Consider the following 18,722-nt stretch of genomic DNA (forward strand, 5'->3'; position numbering starts at 1 on the left):
TTGAGAAGTACGAAGGTTGCCGCGACACGGGACTAGGGGCAAGCCCCCACGCCCGCGCGGCGGACAGATCCTCAGGCCGCGGCCCGCGTCTTGGGGTCTACCAGCGGTTCGTTGAACACGTCATAGCCGAAACACCAGGACGGATCCTCATTCGTGCGCAGCCAGGTGTTGTCGTGCGAAATGCGCTGCACCTTGCTGGCGCGTTCCGCGCGGTTGGCCTCGTACAGCGCAAACGCCAGTTCGTGATTGTTCACGCCCACTTCCTTGAAGCAGCGCGCCAGCATGGCGCCGTCTTCAATGGCCATGGCCGCGCCCTGCGCCATGTGCGGCTTCATGGGGTGGCAGGCGTCGCCCAGCAACACCAGTCGGCCACGGCTCCACAGCGGCAAGGGGTCACGTTCCAGCAGCGACCACTTGGTCACTTCAACCGTGGCGTCGATCAGCGCCTGCACGGTGGGGTGCCAGCCGCTGAACGCTTCGCGCATTTCATCCTTGCTGCTGGGCAGCCAACGGTCGTTCAAGTCCCAGTGTTCCACCGGCACGCCCGTCACGTAATAGAGCTCGTCGGCCTTGCTGGTGACGAAGTAGACCATCATGTGGCGGTCATCGCTCCACCATTTGACGCAGGAATCGAAGGGCAGCATGCCGGGCTTGGTCTGCGGCGTGGGGAACACGGCGCGGTGCGCCAGGTAGCCGGCGTACTTGGGCAGCTCGGGCCCCAGCAGTTCTTCACGGATGCGGGAGTTCACACCATCAGCGCCGATGACGATGTCGGCTTCTTCAGAGGTGCCATCGGCAAAGTGCATGACGACCACGTCGCCGCGATCTTCCACGCGGGTCAGGCTCTTGTCGTAGGCCAGCACGCCCTTGGGCAAGGCGTCGATCAGCAAGGCGTGGAAGTCGCCACGGTGCACGGTCAGGTACGACGCGCCGTATTCCTTGACGGCGTAATCGCCCAGCGGAATCTGCGCCAGGATGTCGCCGGTTTCCCAATGGCGGCTGTACCAGAAGTCCGGATGCGAGCCCTGGGCATTGAGCGCGTCTTCGATGCCGATGCGGCGCAGGATCTTCATGACGTTCGGCCCCACGTGGATGCCGGCCCCCAGCCGCGAAAAGCCGGGTGCCTGCTCGTAGACGCGGACGTTCAGCCCTTCCTTGAGCAGCAGCGCGGCGGTGGCGGCGCCGCCAAGGCCCGCGCCGACGATGGCGATACGAGGGGATGTAGACACGGAACTTCTCCTTGCTGGATAGTGAAAGACTGGGAAAGCGAATTCTTGAAAATTATGACGTACACGCTTAATTTATGGATACAGAAATTTTCGATCCAAGCGTAAACCCCAAGACGCATCACCAAAACAGTGCATAGATTTCACATCATTAGGTGAAAACCACTACGGAAACCGGGCTGGTCATCTGCGTCGCTCTTTGCAAGAATAGAGCGTATACGCTTCTTTTGAATTTATCGAAAACCCTAGGCCCGCCCCTTTTCAAGGCTTCTCCATGACGAAGACATTCCGAATCGGCCAGATCGTTCCCAGTTCCAACACCACGATGGAAACCGAAGTGCCCGCCATGCTGACGGCGCACTCATCGCTACGCCCCAGTGACCGCTTTACTTTCCATTCCAGCCGCATGCGCATGAAGAAGGTGCAAAAGGAAGAGCTGGCCGCCATGGACGCCGAAAGCGACCGCTGCGCGCTGGAACTCAGCGATGCGCGCGTCGACGTGCTGGGCTACGCCTGCCTGGTGGCCATCATGGCCATGGGGCGCGGCTACCACCGCGTGTCGCAAAAGCGCCTGACCGAGCGCACCGCGGAAAACGGCGCGTCGGCCCCCGTCATCACCAGCGCCGGCGCGCTGGTCGACGCGCTGCACGTCATGGGTGCCAAGAAGATTGCGCTGGTCGCGCCCTACATGATTCCGCTGACCGAACTGGTCATGGATTACATCGCCGCCGAAGGGTTTGAAATCGTGGACTGGCGCGCGCTGGAAATTCCCGACAACCTGGACGTGGGCCGCCACGACCCCGCCAAACTTCCCGGCATCGTCGCCGGCATGAACGTGGCCGACGCCGATGTGATCGTGCTGTCTGCCTGCGTGCAAATGCCGTCGCTGCCCGCCGTCTCGCAAGTGGAAGCCGAAACCGGCAAGCCCGTGCTCACTGCCTCCATCGCCACCACCTATGCCATCCTGAAGGAACTGGGCATGGACCCGGTAGTACCCGGCGCCGGCGCCCTGCTCTCGGGCGCTTACCCCTATTCCAGGAACGCACAATGACCCAAGCCGCCAGCACCTACCTCTATGGCGGCCACGTGCACGCCAACGGCATTCGCCAGCACTACCTGCGCTACGGCGGCACGGCGGACGAACGCGCCGGCCGCCCCGCCGTCATCTTGATTCCCGGCATCACCAGCCCCGCGGTTACCTGGGGCTTTGTGGCCGAACATCTGGGCCGCCAGTTCGACACCTACGTGCTGGACGTGCGCGGCCGAGGCCTGTCCGCATCCGGCCCCGGGCTCGACTACGGGCTGGACGCGCAAGCCGCCGACGTCACGGCGTTCGCGCAGGCGCTAGGGTTGACGAACTACGCGCTGGTGGGCCATTCCATGGGCGGCCGCATCGCTGTACGTGCCGCGCGCAGCCAACCTGAGGGCCTGACGCGTCTGGTCATCGTGGACCCGCCCGTCTCCGGCCCGGGCCGCCGCGCCTACCCGGCCAACCTGGCCTGGTACGTGGATTCCATCCGACAAGCCACGCACGGCATGACCGCCGAAGCCATGCTGGCCTTCTGCCCCACCTGGACCGAAGCCCAGCGCCAATTGCGCGCACAATGGCTGCACACCTGCTTTGAACCTGCCATCGTGCAGAGCTTTGAAGACTTTGGCCGCGACGACATCCATGCCGACCTGCCCGCCATCAAGATTCCGCTGTTGTTGATGACCGCTGAAAAAGGCGGCGTGGTCGGCGACGACGACGTAGCCGAATGGCAGGGGCTGGCGCCGCAGACGCAACACGTACGCGTGCCCGGCGCGGGCCACATGATTCCGTGGGACAACGAAGCCGGCTTCTACGCGGCCTTTGGCGACTTCCTTGGCAGCAAGGTCGACTGACACGCCTTTTCCTCAATCCGCTGATTCAAGGAGCCCGCCATGTCCGTCAGCGATATCGATTTGATCCACGCCTGGAAGCAGGTGCTGACGCTGTCACGGCTTGAAGCCGGGCAGATCGTCACCGTGTTGACCGGCGCCGACACGCATCCGCAAACACTGCGCTGCGCGATCGCCGCCGCCACTGACCTGGGCGCGCGCGTCAACCGGCTGGACCTGCCGCCCGTCAACGCCGAAAAATCCATCAGCCGCGACGCGCTGGCCTACCTGGGCGCGACCCCGCTGACGGGCAACCCCGCCGCCATCGCGGCGCTGAATGCCAGCGACCTGGTGCTGGACCTGATGACGCTGCTGTTCTCGCCCGAGCAGCACGAGATCTTGCAGACGGGCACCAAGATCCTGCTGGCCATCGAGCCGCCCGAAGTGCTGTGCCGCCTGGTGCCCACCGAAGCCGACCGTGCGCGCGTGCAAGCCGCCGCGCGTCGCATCGAAGCGTCCAAGCAAATGCACATCACGTCGGCGGCCGGCACCGACCTGCGCTGCGAACTGGGCGAATTCCCCGCCATTTCCGAATACGGTTTCGTGGATGAACCGGGCCGTTGGGACCACTGGCCCAGCGGCTTCGTGCTGACCTGGCCCAACGAAGGCCACAGCAATGGACGCGTGGTGCTGGACAGGGGCGACATCCTGCTGCCCATGAAAGACTACGTGACCGACCCGATTGAACTGGTCATTGAAAACGGCTACGTCACCCGCATCAACGGTGGCTTGCAGGCCGACATCCTGAAGGAATACATGGCGGCGTACGAAGACCCCGAAGCCTATGCGGTGTCGCACATAGGCTGGGGCCTGCAACCGCGCGCGCAGTGGTCGATGCTGGCGCACTACAACAAGGAAGCGCACATCGGCATGGACGCGCGCGCGTTCGAGGGCAATTTCCTGTGGTCCATGGGCCCCAACAATGAAGCGGGCGGCAACCGCACCACCGCCTGCCACATCGACATCCCCATGCGCCATTGCAGCGTGGCGCTGGACGGCCAGGCGGTCGTGACGCGCGGCGTGGTGCAAGACGAATCCGGCCTGGCGCACGCCGCCCGCCGCAAGGACAGCAAATGAACGCCTCAACCCAAACCATACCCACCGACGCCGTCACGGGCGATATCTCCGCGTATTCGCGCCAGGGCTTCGGCACGCCGTTGCCGCTCAAAGCGCCCTTTGGCTTGTTGATCGTGGACTTCGTGAACGGCTTTGCCGACCCCGCGGTGCTGGGCGGCGGCAACATCCCGGAAGCCATCGCGCAAACGCGCCACTTGCTGGCCCACGCGCGCGCCCAGGGATGGCCGGTGGCGCACAGCCGCATCGTGTTCTCGGACGACGATGCCGACAGCAATATCTTCTGCCTGAAAGTGCCCGCCATGCTGGCCCTGAAAGAGCACAGCCACAACAGCGCCATCGTGCCCGAGCTGGCCCCCGCGCCCGGCGAATACGTGGTGCGCAAGAGCACCCCGTCGGCCTTCTTCGGCACCATGCTGGCGCCCTGGCTGGCGCAGCGCGGCGTTCAGACCTTGCTGGTGGCCGGCTGCGTCACCAGCGGCTGCGTGCGCGCCAGCGTGGTGGACGCCATGCAGGCAGGTTTTCGGCCCTTGGTGGTAGCCGACTGCTGCGGCGACCGCGCCCTGGGTCCGCACGACGCCAACCTGTTCGACATGGCGCAGAAGTACGCCGCCGTCATGCCCTTGGACCACGCACTGGCCGAGACCCGCGCCTTGGTGGATGCCCCAGTGCCGGCCGCCCGGTAACGGCGACATAATCCTCCACCGGCCCAAAACCTGCTTCCTTCATGACCCTGCCCCCGCCCCACCACCTGCCTGGCGCGCTGCTCGCCCACCCCGACGCCTTGCTCGTGGTGCGCGAGCCCTCGGCGCCGCCCAAGCCGGCGCCGGGTCAGCCGGGCAGCGCGTCGGACTACGTTCAGGCCACGCCCGAGATCTTCATTGCCATCGTCCGCGATGCGGGCCTGGTAGCCGGTGACACGCCATCGCCCGGCTGGCGCGTGCTGGCCTTCAACGGCCATGTGGACCTGGGCACCGGCATCCGCACGTCGCTGGCGCAGATCGTTGCCGAAGAGCTGGACGTGCCGCTGTCGCGCCTGGACATGGTGCTGGGCCACACCAGCGCCGCGCCCAACCAGGGGCCGACCATCGCCAGCGCCAGCATCCAGATTTCCGCCGTGCCCTTGCGCCGCGCCGCCGCGCAGGCGCGCGAGCACTTGCTGATGCTGGCGGCGCGGCAATGGAACCTGCCACGTGATGCAGTGCAAGTGCGCGATGGCGTGGTGCGGCCTGTAGTGCGGCCAACTCCCGACGACGACACACGCCAACTGCATTACGGCCAGTTGCTGGCCGGCCAGCACATCCGGCTAACCCTGGCGCCGCCAGACCAAGCAGTTCCGTTGAAGCCCGCCAGCGAATACCGCATCGTCGGCCAAGGCGTGGCGCGCGTGGACATCCCCGCCAAAGCCACCGGCGAACTCAGCTTCGTGCATGACGTGCGCGTGCCCGGCATGCGCCACGGCCGCGTGGTGCGCCCGCCGCATCCGGGGCGCGACGCCGGCAGCTTCATCGGCCATTGCCTGATCGACGTGGACCGCCAATCCGTCGCGCATCTGCCCGGCAACGTGCAGGTAGTGGTGCAAGGCGACTTCGTTGGCGTGGTGGCCGACCGTGAAGAGCAGGCCATTGCCGCCATGCGTGCGCTGAAGGTGCGCTGGAAGCCCGTACCGCCCGCCCCCCAACTCGACGATCTGGCCACCGCCATCCGCGCCAACCCCGCCCAAGCCCGGCCCCTGATCGAAGAAGGCGATGTGGATGCCGCCTGCGCGCAAGCCGCCACGCACTTGCGCCGCAGCTACGTCTGGCCCTACCAGATGCATGCGTCCATAGGCCCGTCTTGCGCCGTGGCCGACTTTGCTGACGGCCGGCTCACCGTGTGGACCGGCACGCAGAACCCGCACATGCTGCGCACCGATCTGGACCGGCTGCTGAACCTGGGTGAAGGCCACATCGACCTGGTCCGTCTGGAAGCCGCCGGTTGCTATGGCCGCAACTGCGCGGACGACGTCTGTGCCGATGCGGCCCTGCTGTCCATGGCCGTGGGCGCACCCGTGCGCGTGCAGCTCACGCGCGAACAAGAACACCAATGGGAACCCAAGGGCACCGGGCAGTTGATGGACGTGGCCGCCGCCATCGACGCGCAAGGCGAGCTGCTGGCGGTGGACTTTGCCGTGCGCTACCCGTCCAACGACGCGCCGCTTTTGGCGCTGTTATTGACGGGCGTCGTCTCCGGCGAACCGCGCACGCTGGAAATGGGCGATCGCACCGCCGCGCCGCCCTACCGCTACAAAAGCCGCCGCGTGGTCTGCCACGACATGCCGCCGCTGGTGCGCTCATCGTGGTTGCGCGGCGTGTCGGCCTTGCCCAATTCCTTCGCGCATGACTGCATGATCGACGAACTGGCCGAGGCCGCCGGCGCCGACCCGGTCGACTATCGCGTGCGCAACCTGGACGATGCACGCGCCATCGCATTGATAGAGGCCACGGCCGCGCAAGCGCAGTGGCGCGCAGGTACGCGCGGCAGCCGTGGCAAGCCAGATGCCGATGGCCGCTTGCACGGTCGCGGCCTTGCCTACGCGCGCTATGTCCACAGCAAGTTTCCAGGCTTTGGGGCCGCCTGGGCCGCCTGGGTCATCGACCTGTGCGTGGACCCGGCCACGGGGCGTGTGCGCGTGGAACGGATAGTGGTTGGCCAGGACACCGGCATGATCGTCAACCCGGACGGCGTGCGCCACCAGATTCACGGCAACGTCATCCAGACGCTCAGCCGCTGCCTGCTGGAAAAGGTGGTCTTTGATGAAGCGGGCGTCGCCAGCCGCGAATGGGGTGGCTACCCCATCATCGGCTTCAAGGATGTGCCCGCCATAGACGTCTTGCTGATGCCACGCCAAGACGAGCCGCCCATGGGCGCGGGGGAATCCGCATCCGTGCCCGGCCCCGCCGCCATCGCCAACGCCCTGTTCGACGCCACCGGCAAGCGCTTCTATGAAGCGCCCTTCACGCCCGAAGCCGTGCGCGCCGTGCTCGCGTCCTGACCTATACCGCGTCCATGAGCGACATCAACATCCTGGTGCTGCGCCAAGCGCTTGACTGGCATCAGGCGGGCATGCCGGTGTGCCTGTTCACCGTGGCGCGCACCTGGGGCTCGTCTCCCCGGCCCGTTGGTTCCATCATGGCGATGAACGCGCAAGGCAAGGTGGTGGGGTCTGTGTCGGGCGGCTGCATTGAAGACGATCTGGCCGACCGTATCCCGCACATTGATCACGGCAACCCCGTGCCCGAAGTCTTGCGCTACGGCGTGCAGGCCGACGACGCCCGGCGCTTCGGCATCCCCTGCGGCGGCACGATTGAGTTGGTCAGGGAATGCATCGGCACGCATAGCCTGCTGCCGGAACTACTGGACGCCTGCGTCCAACGGCGTTGCGTGACGCGCACATTGGATCTCTCGACCGGACAGGTGAGGTTGAACGCCGGGCCGCCCGAGCGCGCACTCAGGTCGGCCGACGCCACGCTGTCAGCCACCACGCTGACCACCCGCTTCGGCCCCACGGCGCGGCTGATCGTGATTGGCGCGGGCGACACCAGCCGGTATCTGTGCCAGATTGCGCTGACGCTGGGGTTTGAAATCATCGTCTGCGACCCGCGTGAATCGCATCAAGAGAACGGGGAGCAAGAGGATTGGGCACAAGCCGGCATCACCTTCACGCGCGAGATGCCTGACGACCTGATCCTGCGCTTGCGGCCCGACGCGCGCACCGCGGTGGTCGCCCTGACGCACGACCCCAAGCTGGATGACCTGGCGCTGATTGACGCCTTGCAGTCGGATGCGTTCTATATCGGCGCGATCGGCTCGCGCAAGAACAGCGACAAGCGCCGTGCGCGCTTGCGCGAGTATTTCGATATCAGCGAGGCCGACTTGAACAAGCTGCACGGCCCCGCTGGCGTGTTCATCGGCAGCAAGACGCCCGCCGAGATCGCCTTGTCGATCATGACCGAAGTGGTGGCCGCGAAAAACGGGGTGGACAAGCCACCCCTGCAAAACGTCGCCGATGGCAAAGATCGGCTGGTGGGGGAAAGCGTCTAGACGCTATCCAGCCCTGCCCGGTCCACCGCTGCCGCCGCCGCTTGCGCGGCCTGCATTTCCTCGATGAAGACCGGCGTGCACAACCCAGAGATAAGCGCGGCCAAGTCCCGATCAGCATGGTCATAGGCCTTGCGGCCCGCCAGCAGGTTCAGCGATCCAATCACCCGGCCCTGATAGCGCACCGGGATATTGAACGCGGAATGCAGCCCGCGCTCGATCAGCATCGGCGCTTCGGAAAACACCGATCGCACGTCGTCCTGGTTGCTGGCGACGTACAACTGGCCTTGTTCCAGCACATGGCGCGACCACGGCCCGTTGCCCGTGGCCTTGAAGCCGCCCAGTGGGCTGATGCTTTCATCGGAGGTGTACAGCCGCTTCATCAGCCGGTGTTCTTCCAGATACAGCAAGGCGGTGAATAGCTGGTGCCCGAAGGCCTCTTCCAGCAAGGCCGACACCACCTGCCACTGCGCGGCGCGGTCACCGGCTTGCGCCAGGGCGCGCGCATGGGCCGCCCAAGGCGCCAACGTGGATGCTTGCGTCATCAGTGAATCGCCTCAAGTACCACGCCGCGCGTGTTCTTGCCGAAGAACAGAATGCCCAGCCCGCCCACCATCAAGATGGCCGTCATCATGGCGAACACGCCGGCAAAGCCCAGCACCGGATACGCCACGCCCACAATGGTGGGCGATGCAATCGACCCAATTCGCGCAAAGGCCGATGCCGCGCCCATGCCGGTTGCCCGGATCGAGGTCGGGTAGATCTCGGCGGTGTAGGTGTACTGGCCGGCAATCACGCCATTCATGCCGAACGACAGCAGCATGCTCAGCATGATGATCTGCTGCTCGCCGCTGGCCAGCGCCAGGCCCAGCGCCGACAAGCACGACAACAGCATGTACGCCAGAATCGTGTATTTGCGGCCGATCTTGTCGTTGAAATACGCGGCGGAGAAATAGCCGGGAATCTGCGACAGGTAGATCAGGATGGTGTACGAAAAACTCTTGGTGATGGTGAAGCCGCGCTCGACCAGCAAGCTGGGAATCCACACCAGGAAGGCGTAGTAGCAGAACAGCACGGTGATCCAGAACACCCACACCAGCACCGTCGTGCCCAGATAGGTTTTCGAGAACAGAGACGTCAGCTTTTCCATCGCGCTTTGCGGGTTTTCCGCGGCGGTAGCGGCGCGACGCGTGGCAACGGGCTTGGGCAAGGGGCGGCCCAGCTTCTGCTCCACTTCGGCTTCAATGGCCGAGCAGATGCGGTCGGCTTCGGCGGTCTGGCCGGTGTGCTCCAACCAACGCGGCGATTCGAACAACGACTTGCGCCACCACAGCAAGAACACCACCGGGACGGACGCGATGATCATGATCCAGCGCCAGCCGTCATCGCTCATGGGAACAATGAAGTAGCCCAGCAACGCCGACAACACGAAGCCAAACGAGAAGAAGCCCGCCAGCGCACCCGTGAAGCGGCCACGGTATTTGCTGCTGACGAATTCCGCCAGATACGGCGCAATGATGGCGCCTTCCGCGCCCATGCCGATGCCCGCGATCATGCGCAGAATGTAGAACTCGTGATAGTTGCGAGCGAAGGCGTTGATGAACGTGGCCACGCAGAACAGCATCAAGGCCCACATCATGATCTTCTTGCGGCCGTAGCGGTCGCCCAGAATGCCCGAGAACAGCGCGCCCACCAGGAAGCCCACGTAGGTGCTGCTGGCGATCCAGCCGATTTCGCCGGTGGACAGGCCCCATTGCGTGCGCAACGACGGGATGATGAACGCAATGATGCCGGCGTCCAGCGCTTCAAACGCCAGCCCCAGGCCGCCGATCATCAGCAAGCGGAAATGGAAGCTGGAGAACGGTAGCCGCTCCAGGCGGTCCGATACGGAATACATGATGAAGATTTCCGGAAGTAAGAGTGAAAGAACGTCAGCAGGCGTTCTTGTGCAACAAGCCGCGGTTCATGATCAGCTTGATGGAGTCGGGCTGGGTCAGCAGGGAAATGTCATCCAGCGGGTTGCCGTCGATCAGCAGCAGGTCGGCATGCGCGCCTACGCACACCTCGCCCAGCAGACCTTGCTGATTCAGGATTTCGGCGCCAATCAAGGTCGCCTGCTGAATCACCTTGGCGTTGCCCAGCACGCGGGCGCGCAGGGTCAGTTCATCGGCTTGCATGTAGTGGGTCTCGCCCAGCAGGTCGCTGCCGTAACCCATCTTCACGCCGACGTCGTCCAGGATCTCAAGCGCCGTCAGGCCTTGCGTGCGCACGGTGGCAATCTTTTTCACCGAGTCCAGCGGCAGGCCATAGCGTTCGCCGTCGTTGGCCAGCCCTTCGTAGGTGATCAGCGTGGGCACCATGTAGGCGCCGTGCTCTTTCATCACCTCGGCGGCCTCGCGGTCGACCAGGTTGCCGTGTTCGATGGTGCGTACGCCGCAGCGCACGGCGCGCATGATCGCGCGCGGCGTGTAGGCGTGCGCCATCACATACGTGTTGGCGTTGCCGGCCTCTTCCACGATGGCCAGCAGCTCGGCTTCGGAAAAGCCCAGGTTCTGGATCGGATCATTCGGCGAGGCCACGCCGCCCGACGCCATGACCTTGATCTGCGTCGCGCCCTTCAGGATTTCTTCGCGCACCGCCAAACGGCAGTTGTCCACGCCATCCACCACGCGGCCGATGTTGCCGATCTTGACCGAGCACGGGCAGGGGTCCAGTTCGTCGTTACGCTGCCGGAAGTCGCCATGGCCGCCCGTCTGCGACAGGGCCTTGCCCGCGCAGAAGAGGCGCGGGCCGTCGATCACGCCGTCCAGCACGGCTTGCGCCAAGGCCCAATCGGCCCCGCCGGCATCGCGCACGCTGGTAAAGCCCCGGTCCAGCATGCCCTGCATGATGGGCAGCGCGCGCAACAGCGCCAGGGCATTGGGCAAGGCCGCCACGCGGCCCAGGTTGAAGGACGACGCCACCACGTGCACGTGGCAGTCGATCATGCCCGGCATCAGCGTCATGCCCTTGGCGTCCACCACCTCGGCGTCCGGCACGGTCAGCTCGTCGGCGCTGATGCGAGTGATCATTCCGTCTTCGATCAACACATTCGCCGCGGCTTCCAGGGCCAACGATCGGGTATTCAAGATCTTGCAATTCTTAACAACAACCGGCTTCATATATAAATCACGCTATTCGTTCAACATGCAGGAAATTCAGCATGGCGAACTCTACCGGTACAATCCAAACGTCCGATACCGGGTCTCCCCTTAGGCGTTCGACACAAATTTGAACAGCCTTATGAGCTTTACTCATACCCCCCTTTTCTTGTCAGTCGACTCAGCCCCATCGTCATGAGACGCCGCTGCCCCACCCTCTCTGAATTGAATGCGTTCACCGCGGCGGCGCGCCATTTGTCGTTTTCCAAGGCGGGCAAGGAACTGTTCGTGACGCAAAGCGCCATCAGCCGGCACATCGCCACGCTGGAAAGCTATCTGGGCCACGCGCTGTTCATCCGCGCCACCAACGGGCTGCAACTGACCCGCATGGGCGCCACCTATCTCAGCCTGATCCGGCCCGCGCTGCACACGCTGGAAAGCGCCACGTCGCAAGTCATGGCGACGCAGCAGTCCGCCAAATCGCTGAACGTATCGGCCGCGCCCACCTTCGCCGCGCAGTGGCTGTTTCCCCGCTTGAAGACCTTCCGCGAATTCAATCCCGATATCTCGATCAATTTCGTGCGCTACAGCGTGGCGGATTACAAAAGCACCGAACTGGATTTCGATGCCTCTATTCAATATGGCTACGGCGATTGGCACGATGGCGACGCCAAGTATCTGACCGGGCGAGAAACCCGCCTGGTGTGCTCGCGCGAGTATCTGGAACAGCACCCCATAGGCAGCCTGGAAGACATCAAGCAGTGCACGCTGCTGCAGCACATCGAGATTCCGCTGTCTTGGGAATATTGGTTTTCCACTTATCTCGGCGATTATGACCGCGCGCGTTTCGGCCCCGGGTTCAATCTGTTTTCGATGATTATCCAGGCGGCCTCATCGGGCTTTGGCGTGGCGTTGATGCCGCATTGCCTGATCGAAAAGGAATTGGCCACCGGGCAGTTGGTGGACGTGTTCGACCGCACGTTCGAAAGCCCGCTGGGTTACTACCTGTGCGCGCCGAACTGGCGCAGCAATATGGAAAGCTATGACCGCCTGAGCCAATGGCTGTCGCATGAGTGTTTGCATGCGGCGGCGCTGGAAGGCATGCCGGCGCAAGCAGCCACGCCCGCTTTGGATTGCCCTTATTGCGTGGCGGCCCCGGTCGGCTCGCCTGACTAGTTCACTCGCTTAGTTCACACGATTGGGCAAAACCGCGCGCATCCACCGGCTTAATCGCGGCCGAATGCGCTGGTTATGCAATAGCACCGCGCCCAGCACGCCGATGAACGCGCCAATCACCGTATCGACGAACCGCGCCTCGATCACCTCGGCCGGATAGCCCTGCCCCAGATGCGGCGCTTCCGCCAGAAATATCGTCAACGGGGTGATCAGCGCCACGGCGCTGGCATAGTGCCGGACCACCAGGGTTTCAATCCCGAACGACAGCGCCATCATCACGGCGGCCAACGTCCACACGTTCAGCGGCAAACTCAATAAAGCCCACGCCACGCACAAGCCCAGCGCCGTACCCAATATTCGGTGTAGTTGACGGTTCCACGCCGCCCAAAGGCTTGCGCCCTGGATAATCGCCAGGCAACTGACCGGCACCCAGTACGGGCGCGGCAGTTGCAGCAGTTCGGCCACTAATAAGGAGATACCGACGAACAGGCCGATGATGACCGAGTCGTACACAACAAAATCAAACGTGGGCTTGGGCAAAGGCGTATCGGGCGGCGGCGGCGCCACGCGCGTCATGTGCAGGCAATAGGCAAAGGCCACCAGGCAGGCCACCAAGCAACCCAGCGCCACCATGCCTACCCGCATCGGCACATCCTCGATGCTGCCAGGCGTGTACGCCGCAATGGCGGTTGCCATGATGAAGAACAAGCTGCCGGGCGGCCCCAGCCGATAGCAGCGGCATACCATGTTCACCAGCATGGCAATCAGGGTCAGCGCCGCGATCGTGGCGGTGGGCCAGAACTGCGTCAGCGCGCCCACCGCAAAGCAGGCCACCATGCCGAAGGACGCGGCCAGCAACATCATCATCCGTTGTTGCAAGGAAGCATTGGGCAGGCTCAGAAACACCATGCCGCCCAGGCTGGACATCAGGCCATAATCCATGCGGCCAAAGTACGCGCCCACCATCAAGGGCAGGCCGGAAGACAAGGCGGCCGCCAGCGGCATCTCCCAACGCCGGTCGCTGGCATTGACGCGGATCAGTTCACGCCATGTGCCCTGCACCTGCTGCTTGACGAAGGCGCGGCCGGGTCGGCGTCGGTCATCGCCGTCTGCCTTTTTTTCTTGGTCTTTCTCGTTCATGCATCGCCCCTCTGTCGGCCTGGCAGCGATTATCCCTCCAAAATTCCGCCCAGTGGATTTAACGGGAATTCCCTGATATTCCCGCCCAGGCGCCGTGGCTACCATTCCGCGCACCTCGGCTTACCGGCCGACAGAATACCTATGCGCCCAACGCGCGGAGACACCATGAAAGCACTCAAACACGTTGCGGCAGGCACCGCCTTATTTCTTTCGTCCTGGGCCGCCACGGCCGGCGTGACTTTCGACAGCGTCAAGAGCAAAGGCTTTGTCCAGTGCGGCGTCTCGACCGGCGTGGCCGGCTTCTCGGTCAATGACAGCAAGGGCGGCTGGGTCGGCCTGGACGTGGACCTGTGCCGCGCGCTGGCCATCACCATGTTCGGCGACCCCGCCAAATCCAAGATCATGGCCGTCAGCGCCGTGCAGCGCTTCACCGCCTTGCAGTCGGGTGAAGTCGACGTGCTGCCGCGCAACACCACGCTGTCGCTGACCCGTGACACCACGCTGGGCTTGATCGGCGTGGGCGTCAACTTCTATGACAGCCAGGGCATCATGGTGAACAAGTCCCTGAACGTGAAAAGCGCCAAGGAACTGGACGGCGCCACCGTGTGCGTGCAGCCCGGCACGACCACCGAGCTGAACCTGGCCGACTGGTTCCGTTCGCAGAACATCGTCTTCAAGCCGGTGGTGGTGGAACGACTGGACGAGATCATCCGCGCCTTCGCAGTGGGCCGCTGCGACGCATTCACCGGCGACAAGTCGCAACTGGCGGCCGCGCGAAGCAATCTGGACAACCCGGGTCAGTACGACATCCTGCCCGAGAATTTCTCGAAGGAACCGCTGGGCCCCATGGTGCGCCAAGGCGACGAGCAATGGTTCAACGTCGTGCGCTGGACGATGTTCGCCATGCTGGAAGCCGAGGAATACGGCATCACGTCCAAGAACGTGGACGAGATGCTGAAAAGCACCAACCCCAACGTGCAGCGCCTGCTGGGCGTGACGCCCGGCATGGGCAAGAACCTGGGCGTGGACGACAAGTGGGCCTACAACATCATCAAGCACATCGGCAACTACGGCGAGAGCTTTGAGAAGAACCTGGGCCCCAGCAGCCCGCTGAAGCTGTCGCGCGGCCTGAATGCGTCGTACCGCGATGGTGGTTTGATGTATGGGTGGCCGGTGCGCTGATCGGGATTGATCCTGGGCTTGATCCCGGGCTTGGTTTCGGGCTTAGTCCCGGGATGACTCCCCCTTTTCAGGCCTGAACGGCCGGCGGGCGCTTCATGCGCCGGCCGGCCGTTTTCATTGGACGGAGCCGGCTGATGGAATCGTTACACTGGCGTCTGCCCCTGCGACATTCCTGCTCGCGCCTTATCCGCCTAGATGACCACAAACTCCCCTGCCCCCCAGTTCTTCCCCGCCGGCTTCGTTCCCACTGAAAAACAGAGCCGGATCCAGACCTCGCGGAGCCGGACCAGCCTAGTCATCGCCAACGCGGGCGCCGCCAAGACCACCACGCTGGCCCTGCGCATCGGCGAAGCGCTGACGCGCGGCCTGCCGCCCGAAGACATCCTGGCGCTGACCTTCACCGACGAAGCCCGCCAGGTGCTGCAAACGCGCTTGGTGGACGTGGGCATCGCCTACAACACGGCGCGGCGCGTCAACGTGCTGACGGTTGAAGAGTATGCGCAGCGGGTATTGGCCAAGGTCGAAGACGGCAAGCCCGAGCCCCTGCCGTCCACGCGCGAACAACAAAGCTACGCGCTGTTTGCGCTGGAAAACGTAGCGGCGAATAACCCGCAATACGCCGACCTGCTGGACATCCGCACCCACAACACCGCCGTCAGCCAGTTCCTGGACAACCTGCTGAAGCTCAAAGCCACCATGCGGATCGCGCCGGATGACGGGGCCGATGCGCTGTTCATTGCGGAAAGCGCGGGCGTGACCATCACCGACTATCTTTGGGCCGTTGAATACGAAAAGCAGCGCGTCGACGTCTTCGGCTACGTGGATGCCCGGGGCTTTTTCGACGCCACCTATGACTTGGCGCGCCTGCTGCGATCCGCGTCTGACCCGCGCGACGTGCTGGCCCCCTACAAGCTGGTTCTCGTCGACGAATTGCACGACATCAATGAAGCATCGTTCTGCATTATCGAAGCGCTGTTGAACGTGGACGTCACCTACTTCGTGGGCGTGGGCGACAAAGACCAGGTGATCTACTCCCACCTGGGCGCCGACGAATCTTTCCTGCAAACCCGCATCCGCGCAAGCTTCCCCGATTGCGCCAACTTCCCGCTGACGATGACCTACCGCCACGGCCCGCATCTGGCCTACGCGATGGAAGCCTTCAAGCAAAAGCCAGTGGATTCCAACCTGCCGCTGCGCACCGAGATCCACGAAGCCACCTACGCCGACACGCCGGGCGACTGCGGCGCGCAGGTCGTCAAGGCCATCTTGCAATGGAAGCAGGGCCGCAAGCCGCTGGACCAATGCTGCGTCTTGCTGCGCGACGCGCATCAATCCATCGAAATCGAAAACGCCCTGATGAACGCCGGCGTGCCCTACCGCACGCTGACGATGAAGAGCTACCTGCTGCGCGAAGAAATCCTGTTCCTGCGCGGCATGCTGGCCATTGCGCTTGACGACTTCCACCACGTGGCCGCACCCGCCACGCGCGAAGCCATCGTCGACGCGCTAACCACCTTCGCCGAAGTGCCGCTGACGCCCAAGGAACTGCAAGAGGCGCAGACGACGCTGGCAAAAGAACCCTCCGCGCTTAAGCACTTTTTTACCGGCCAGATCCAGCGCGTCGGCAGCCCCGCCGCCCGCGCCCGCATCTCGGAAGCCGTGGAGCATCTGCGCGCGCTATCCACCGACAGCCCCGCTTACCAAGCCCTGGAAACGGGGCGCGACCTGATGGACATGGACAAGGTCGCCAAGCGCCTGTACGTGCATCCCTATGAAGCGTCCGTCGTCACCCGCTCGGTCAACGGCTTCATCGCCTCGGCCAAAATGTCGGGCAAGACCCTGCGTGAGTTTTCAGAATGGATCGGTGCGGCCGAAGCCTTCGTCGGCGCACGGCCGGGTAAGAACACGGTGCAAATGGATTGCATCGTGAACGTCAAAGGCAAGGAATTCGAACACGTCATCCTTCCATTCATGGACGCCGACGCGTTTCCCGACCCGCTGCGTAAAGCGGGGGAGGAGGAAAACTTGTTCTATGTGGCGGCAACACGCACCAAGTCGCGCCTGACCTTGGTGTCTTCGGAAGATCCCGCGCGACGCAGTGCATTCATCGCGCGGATGCAGTTGGCGGGGACGCAGAAACGCGCGGATACGGCGCTACGCCGCAACATGGCGGCGCCCGTCAAGGCGGTGGGGCATCGCGACTTGAAGGTGGCGTATGCGAACCGGGACGTGGTGAAGGCGCTAGGCGCGCAATGGGACAAGACGCGCAAGGTTTGGTATGTGCCCAGCGGGATGGATCTGGAGGCGTTTCGGGAGTGGTTGGCGGAATAGGACTGCCCGCTTCCGTCCCGGACGACTCGTGCGCATTCAATTAGCAGAAACGCTGATAACCCCAAACGCCCTAACGCTCCGACCAAAAACTACCTCTCGGTGAAACTCCAAGTACCGCGCCTTCCTCGTCGAGAAGGCGCCGACGTTCATTTCCTCAGGGAGTTTCCAAGCTCGAACGGTTTCGACAGCATTGGGCTGCACTAGCAGATCACCATTGTTGGCGAAAGATATCCAGCCCCTGTCAAATAGTCGATCCACGTGAGGCGCCAGCATCAAGCCATTGTGACCGTCCAACCTCTCTTCATTCGAACAATCTTTCCAGGGCTTTATGTGGCTTGCAACAAGAAAATCCGGATCGGATATGTCCGTCAGGCGACACTTGGGTTCAATTCGCAAAACATCACGGCGGAAAGCGCCCTGCCCCACACGAGCTTGATGGAGGCGTATCCGTTGCGTCTCCGGGATGTGCATGGCGCCCAGCTCCAGCTCCATGGCAGTACCCAAAAGCAGAGTTTCATTGACGCCAACGTTGTGTACCAGCCAAGTACCAAACTCTTCGCTAATCGAACACAGATAAGCCATCTGCGCATCGCCGTTAGTCTTTAATGGAGCATTCTTGGAAGCCAAAAACGGTCGCACCGTATCGATATAGGGTTTCAATGAGAAGCCGACCGGCAAGCGTTCCCACTGAATCGTGACCTCCCAGCCCGAATGGTCCCAGCCCATCTCCGCATACCCAGGCTTCGGCTCAGAAGGAAACGAGCCAGTCTTTGCGACACCCACCGCCCTTACATGCTGTTCCGCGTAAGAAAAAATCACGTCACCGGGCAGGACCTTTGCGACGTTTAGCCAAGGGACGCGCTGGACATCGCCAGGGTGCACCTGGGGGCACCAGATATAGCCGCCTCCCAGCTCCTTCTTGTAAGACTTACTGTGATTCACCCACCAGAAGGCCATCCTTCGCTCCTTGTTATCTTTGGTAATAGTAGCGAAGTCTGCGGAGCGACTTGAAATCTTCTGCAAGATGTTGAGGGTGATTAAGACAAGGCTTTCTGGACTCCCGTTTATGATGGCACCGTAGTGAGCACGCCCAAATGCGTTACTCTCCCCTCCCCAATCTATTCCGCAAGGAGCCCTCATGGCACAAGCCTCCGCCCGTCACATCCTCGTTTCCACCGAAGCCAAGTGCAACGAACTCAAGACCGCCATTGAAAACGGCGCTGACTTTGCTCAAGTCGCCAAGGAAAACTCCAGCTGCCCGTCGAGCCGTGACGGTGGCAACCTGGGTACCTTTGGCCCGGGCCAGATGGTCAAGGAATTCGATACCGTCGTGTTCAGCGCGCCGGTTGGTGAAGTTCAAGGCCCGGTGAAGACCCAGTTCGGTTATCACCTGGTTGAAGTGACCAGCCGCCAGGACTAAGTCCCGCCGCTGCACGCAAAAAGGCCCCCCCCC

At 63.3% G+C, this 18,722-nt stretch carries 16 protein-coding genes; 10 read left to right on the top strand and 6 right to left on the bottom strand.

All coding sequences use genetic code 11. The features are described 5' to 3' along the window. Positions 1 to 71 precede the first annotated feature (71 nt). Complete coding sequence (locus ACE04A_RS23545) at positions 72 to 1,229, bottom strand: FAD-dependent monooxygenase (RefSeq protein ID WP_268080933.1); 1,158 nt, start codon at positions 1,227 to 1,229, stop codon at positions 72 to 74. A 271-nt stretch (positions 1,230 to 1,500) separates the two neighbouring features. Here ACE04A_RS23545 and ACE04A_RS23550 point away from each other — a divergent pair, with 271 nt between their 5' ends. The 6 genes from ACE04A_RS23550 to ACE04A_RS23575 are packed head-to-tail and all read left to right on the top strand — an operon-like array spanning position 1,501 to position 8,303. Continuing rightward, the gene (locus ACE04A_RS23550; RefSeq protein WP_050445660.1) at positions 1,501 to 2,277 is read left to right on the top strand and encodes a maleate cis-trans isomerase family protein; all 777 of its coding nucleotides are present in this window, start codon (positions 1,501 to 1,503) and stop codon (positions 2,275 to 2,277) included. Further along, positions 2,274 to 3,110, top strand: a complete 837-nt coding sequence (locus tag ACE04A_RS23555; protein WP_448716660.1) for an alpha/beta fold hydrolase — start codon at positions 2,274 to 2,276, stop codon at positions 3,108 to 3,110. The genes ACE04A_RS23550 and ACE04A_RS23555 overlap by 4 nt, the downstream gene beginning before the upstream one ends. A gap of 39 nt (positions 3,111 to 3,149) precedes the next feature. Then, positions 3,150 to 4,223: a 2,5-dihydroxypyridine 5,6-dioxygenase NicX family protein gene (locus ACE04A_RS23560; RefSeq protein ID WP_279995484.1), complete on the top strand. Its 1,074-nt coding sequence runs from the start codon at positions 3,150 to 3,152 to the stop codon at positions 4,221 to 4,223. Then, the gene (locus ACE04A_RS23565) at positions 4,220 to 4,906 is read left to right on the top strand and encodes an isochorismatase family protein (protein WP_485820569.1); all 687 of its coding nucleotides are present in this window, start codon (positions 4,220 to 4,222) and stop codon (positions 4,904 to 4,906) included. The genes ACE04A_RS23560 and ACE04A_RS23565 overlap by 4 nt, the downstream gene beginning before the upstream one ends. A 41-nt stretch (positions 4,907 to 4,947) precedes the next feature. Then, complete coding sequence (locus ACE04A_RS23570) at positions 4,948 to 7,254, top strand: xanthine dehydrogenase family protein molybdopterin-binding subunit (protein WP_448716662.1); 2,307 nt, start codon at positions 4,948 to 4,950, stop codon at positions 7,252 to 7,254. A 14-nt stretch (positions 7,255 to 7,268) separates the two neighbouring features. Next, complete coding sequence (locus ACE04A_RS23575) at positions 7,269 to 8,303, top strand: XdhC family protein (protein ID WP_448716663.1); 1,035 nt, start codon at positions 7,269 to 7,271, stop codon at positions 8,301 to 8,303. On the opposite strand, the gene ACE04A_RS23580 is transcribed toward ACE04A_RS23575, so the two are convergent. The 3 genes from ACE04A_RS23580 to ACE04A_RS23590 are packed head-to-tail and all read right to left on the bottom strand — an operon-like array spanning position 8,300 to position 11,461. Continuing rightward, positions 8,300 to 8,845 (bottom strand): GAF domain-containing protein, encoded by a 546-nt coding sequence (locus ACE04A_RS23580; protein ID WP_448716664.1) that lies wholly within the window; start codon positions 8,843 to 8,845, stop codon positions 8,300 to 8,302. The genes ACE04A_RS23575 and ACE04A_RS23580 overlap by 4 nt on opposite strands. Continuing rightward, positions 8,845 to 10,197 carry an MFS transporter gene (locus tag ACE04A_RS23585; RefSeq protein WP_259250663.1) on the bottom strand — a complete coding sequence of 451 codons (1,353 nt, stop codon included), beginning with the start codon at positions 10,195 to 10,197 and terminating at the stop codon, positions 8,845 to 8,847. Before ACE04A_RS23585 ends, ACE04A_RS23580 begins: the two co-directional genes overlap by 1 nt. 34 nt (positions 10,198 to 10,231) lie before the next feature. Beyond that, complete coding sequence (locus tag ACE04A_RS23590; RefSeq protein ID WP_279995474.1) at positions 10,232 to 11,461, bottom strand: metal-dependent hydrolase family protein; 1,230 nt, start codon at positions 11,459 to 11,461, stop codon at positions 10,232 to 10,234. 204 nt (positions 11,462 to 11,665) lie between these two features. On the opposite strand from ACE04A_RS23590, the gene ACE04A_RS23595 reads away from it, so the two are divergent. Further along, on the top strand, positions 11,666 to 12,616 hold the full coding sequence (locus tag ACE04A_RS23595; protein ID WP_448716763.1) for a LysR substrate-binding domain-containing protein: 951 nt from the start codon (positions 11,666 to 11,668) through the stop codon (positions 12,614 to 12,616). Between the two features lie 9 nt (positions 12,617 to 12,625). On the opposite strand, the gene ACE04A_RS23600 is transcribed toward ACE04A_RS23595, so the two are convergent. Continuing rightward, entirely contained in the window at positions 12,626 to 13,756 is a 1,131-nt protein-coding gene (locus ACE04A_RS23600) for an FUSC family protein (RefSeq protein ID WP_259250666.1), read from the bottom strand. 165 nt (positions 13,757 to 13,921) lie between these two features. Between ACE04A_RS23600 and ACE04A_RS23605 the strand changes: the two genes are divergently transcribed. Next, positions 13,922 to 14,938 (top strand): amino acid ABC transporter substrate-binding protein, encoded by a 1,017-nt coding sequence (locus ACE04A_RS23605; RefSeq protein WP_259250668.1) that lies wholly within the window; start codon positions 13,922 to 13,924, stop codon positions 14,936 to 14,938. A 195-nt stretch (positions 14,939 to 15,133) separates the two neighbouring features. Next, entirely contained in the window at positions 15,134 to 17,269 is a 2,136-nt protein-coding gene (locus tag ACE04A_RS23610; RefSeq protein WP_485820570.1) for an ATP-dependent helicase, read from the top strand. A 36-nt stretch (positions 17,270 to 17,305) separates the two neighbouring features. Here the strand turns inward: ACE04A_RS23610 and ACE04A_RS23615 are convergent, their stop codons facing one another. Then, positions 17,306 to 18,226 (bottom strand): HNH endonuclease, encoded by a 921-nt coding sequence (locus ACE04A_RS23615; RefSeq protein ID WP_448716666.1) that lies wholly within the window; start codon positions 18,224 to 18,226, stop codon positions 17,306 to 17,308. A gap of 181 nt (positions 18,227 to 18,407) precedes the next feature. On the opposite strand from ACE04A_RS23615, the gene ACE04A_RS23620 reads away from it, so the two are divergent. After that, positions 18,408 to 18,689: a peptidylprolyl isomerase gene (locus ACE04A_RS23620; RefSeq protein WP_050445647.1), complete on the top strand. Its 282-nt coding sequence runs from the start codon at positions 18,408 to 18,410 to the stop codon at positions 18,687 to 18,689. Positions 18,690 to 18,722 lie beyond the last annotated feature (33 nt).

It is taken from the genome of Achromobacter colocynthidis (assembly GCF_057334535.1).

Excerpts from the sequence above, each read along its gene's own strand:
- ACE04A_RS23585 (WP_259250663.1), bottom strand. The coding sequence starts at position 10,197 with ATGTATTCCGTATCGGACCGCCTGGAGCGGCTACCGTTCTCCAGCTTC.
- ACE04A_RS23610 (WP_485820570.1), top strand. The coding sequence starts at position 15,134 with ATGACCACAAACTCCCCTGCCCCCCAGTTCTTCCCCGCCGGCTTCGTT.
- ACE04A_RS23615 (WP_448716666.1), bottom strand. The coding sequence starts at position 18,226 with ATGGCCTTCTGGTGGGTGAATCACAGTAAGTCTTACAAGAAGGAGCTG.
- ACE04A_RS23570 (WP_448716662.1), top strand. The coding sequence starts at position 4,948 with ATGACCCTGCCCCCGCCCCACCACCTGCCTGGCGCGCTGCTCGCCCAC.
- ACE04A_RS23575 (WP_448716663.1), top strand. The coding sequence starts at position 7,269 with ATGAGCGACATCAACATCCTGGTGCTGCGCCAAGCGCTTGACTGGCAT.
- ACE04A_RS23580 (WP_448716664.1), bottom strand. The coding sequence starts at position 8,845 with ATGACGCAAGCATCCACGTTGGCGCCTTGGGCGGCCCATGCGCGCGCC.
- ACE04A_RS23565 (WP_485820569.1), top strand. The coding sequence starts at position 4,220 with ATGAACGCCTCAACCCAAACCATACCCACCGACGCCGTCACGGGCGAT.
- ACE04A_RS23600 (WP_259250666.1), bottom strand. The coding sequence starts at position 13,756 with ATGAACGAGAAAGACCAAGAAAAAAAGGCAGACGGCGATGACCGACGC.
- ACE04A_RS23555 (WP_448716660.1), top strand. The coding sequence starts at position 2,274 with ATGACCCAAGCCGCCAGCACCTACCTCTATGGCGGCCACGTGCACGCC.
- ACE04A_RS23620 (WP_050445647.1), top strand. The coding sequence starts at position 18,408 with ATGGCACAAGCCTCCGCCCGTCACATCCTCGTTTCCACCGAAGCCAAG.
- ACE04A_RS23550 (WP_050445660.1), top strand. The coding sequence starts at position 1,501 with ATGACGAAGACATTCCGAATCGGCCAGATCGTTCCCAGTTCCAACACC.
- ACE04A_RS23605 (WP_259250668.1), top strand. The coding sequence starts at position 13,922 with ATGAAAGCACTCAAACACGTTGCGGCAGGCACCGCCTTATTTCTTTCG.
- ACE04A_RS23560 (WP_279995484.1), top strand. The coding sequence starts at position 3,150 with ATGTCCGTCAGCGATATCGATTTGATCCACGCCTGGAAGCAGGTGCTG.
- ACE04A_RS23590 (WP_279995474.1), bottom strand. The coding sequence starts at position 11,461 with ATGAAGCCGGTTGTTGTTAAGAATTGCAAGATCTTGAATACCCGATCG.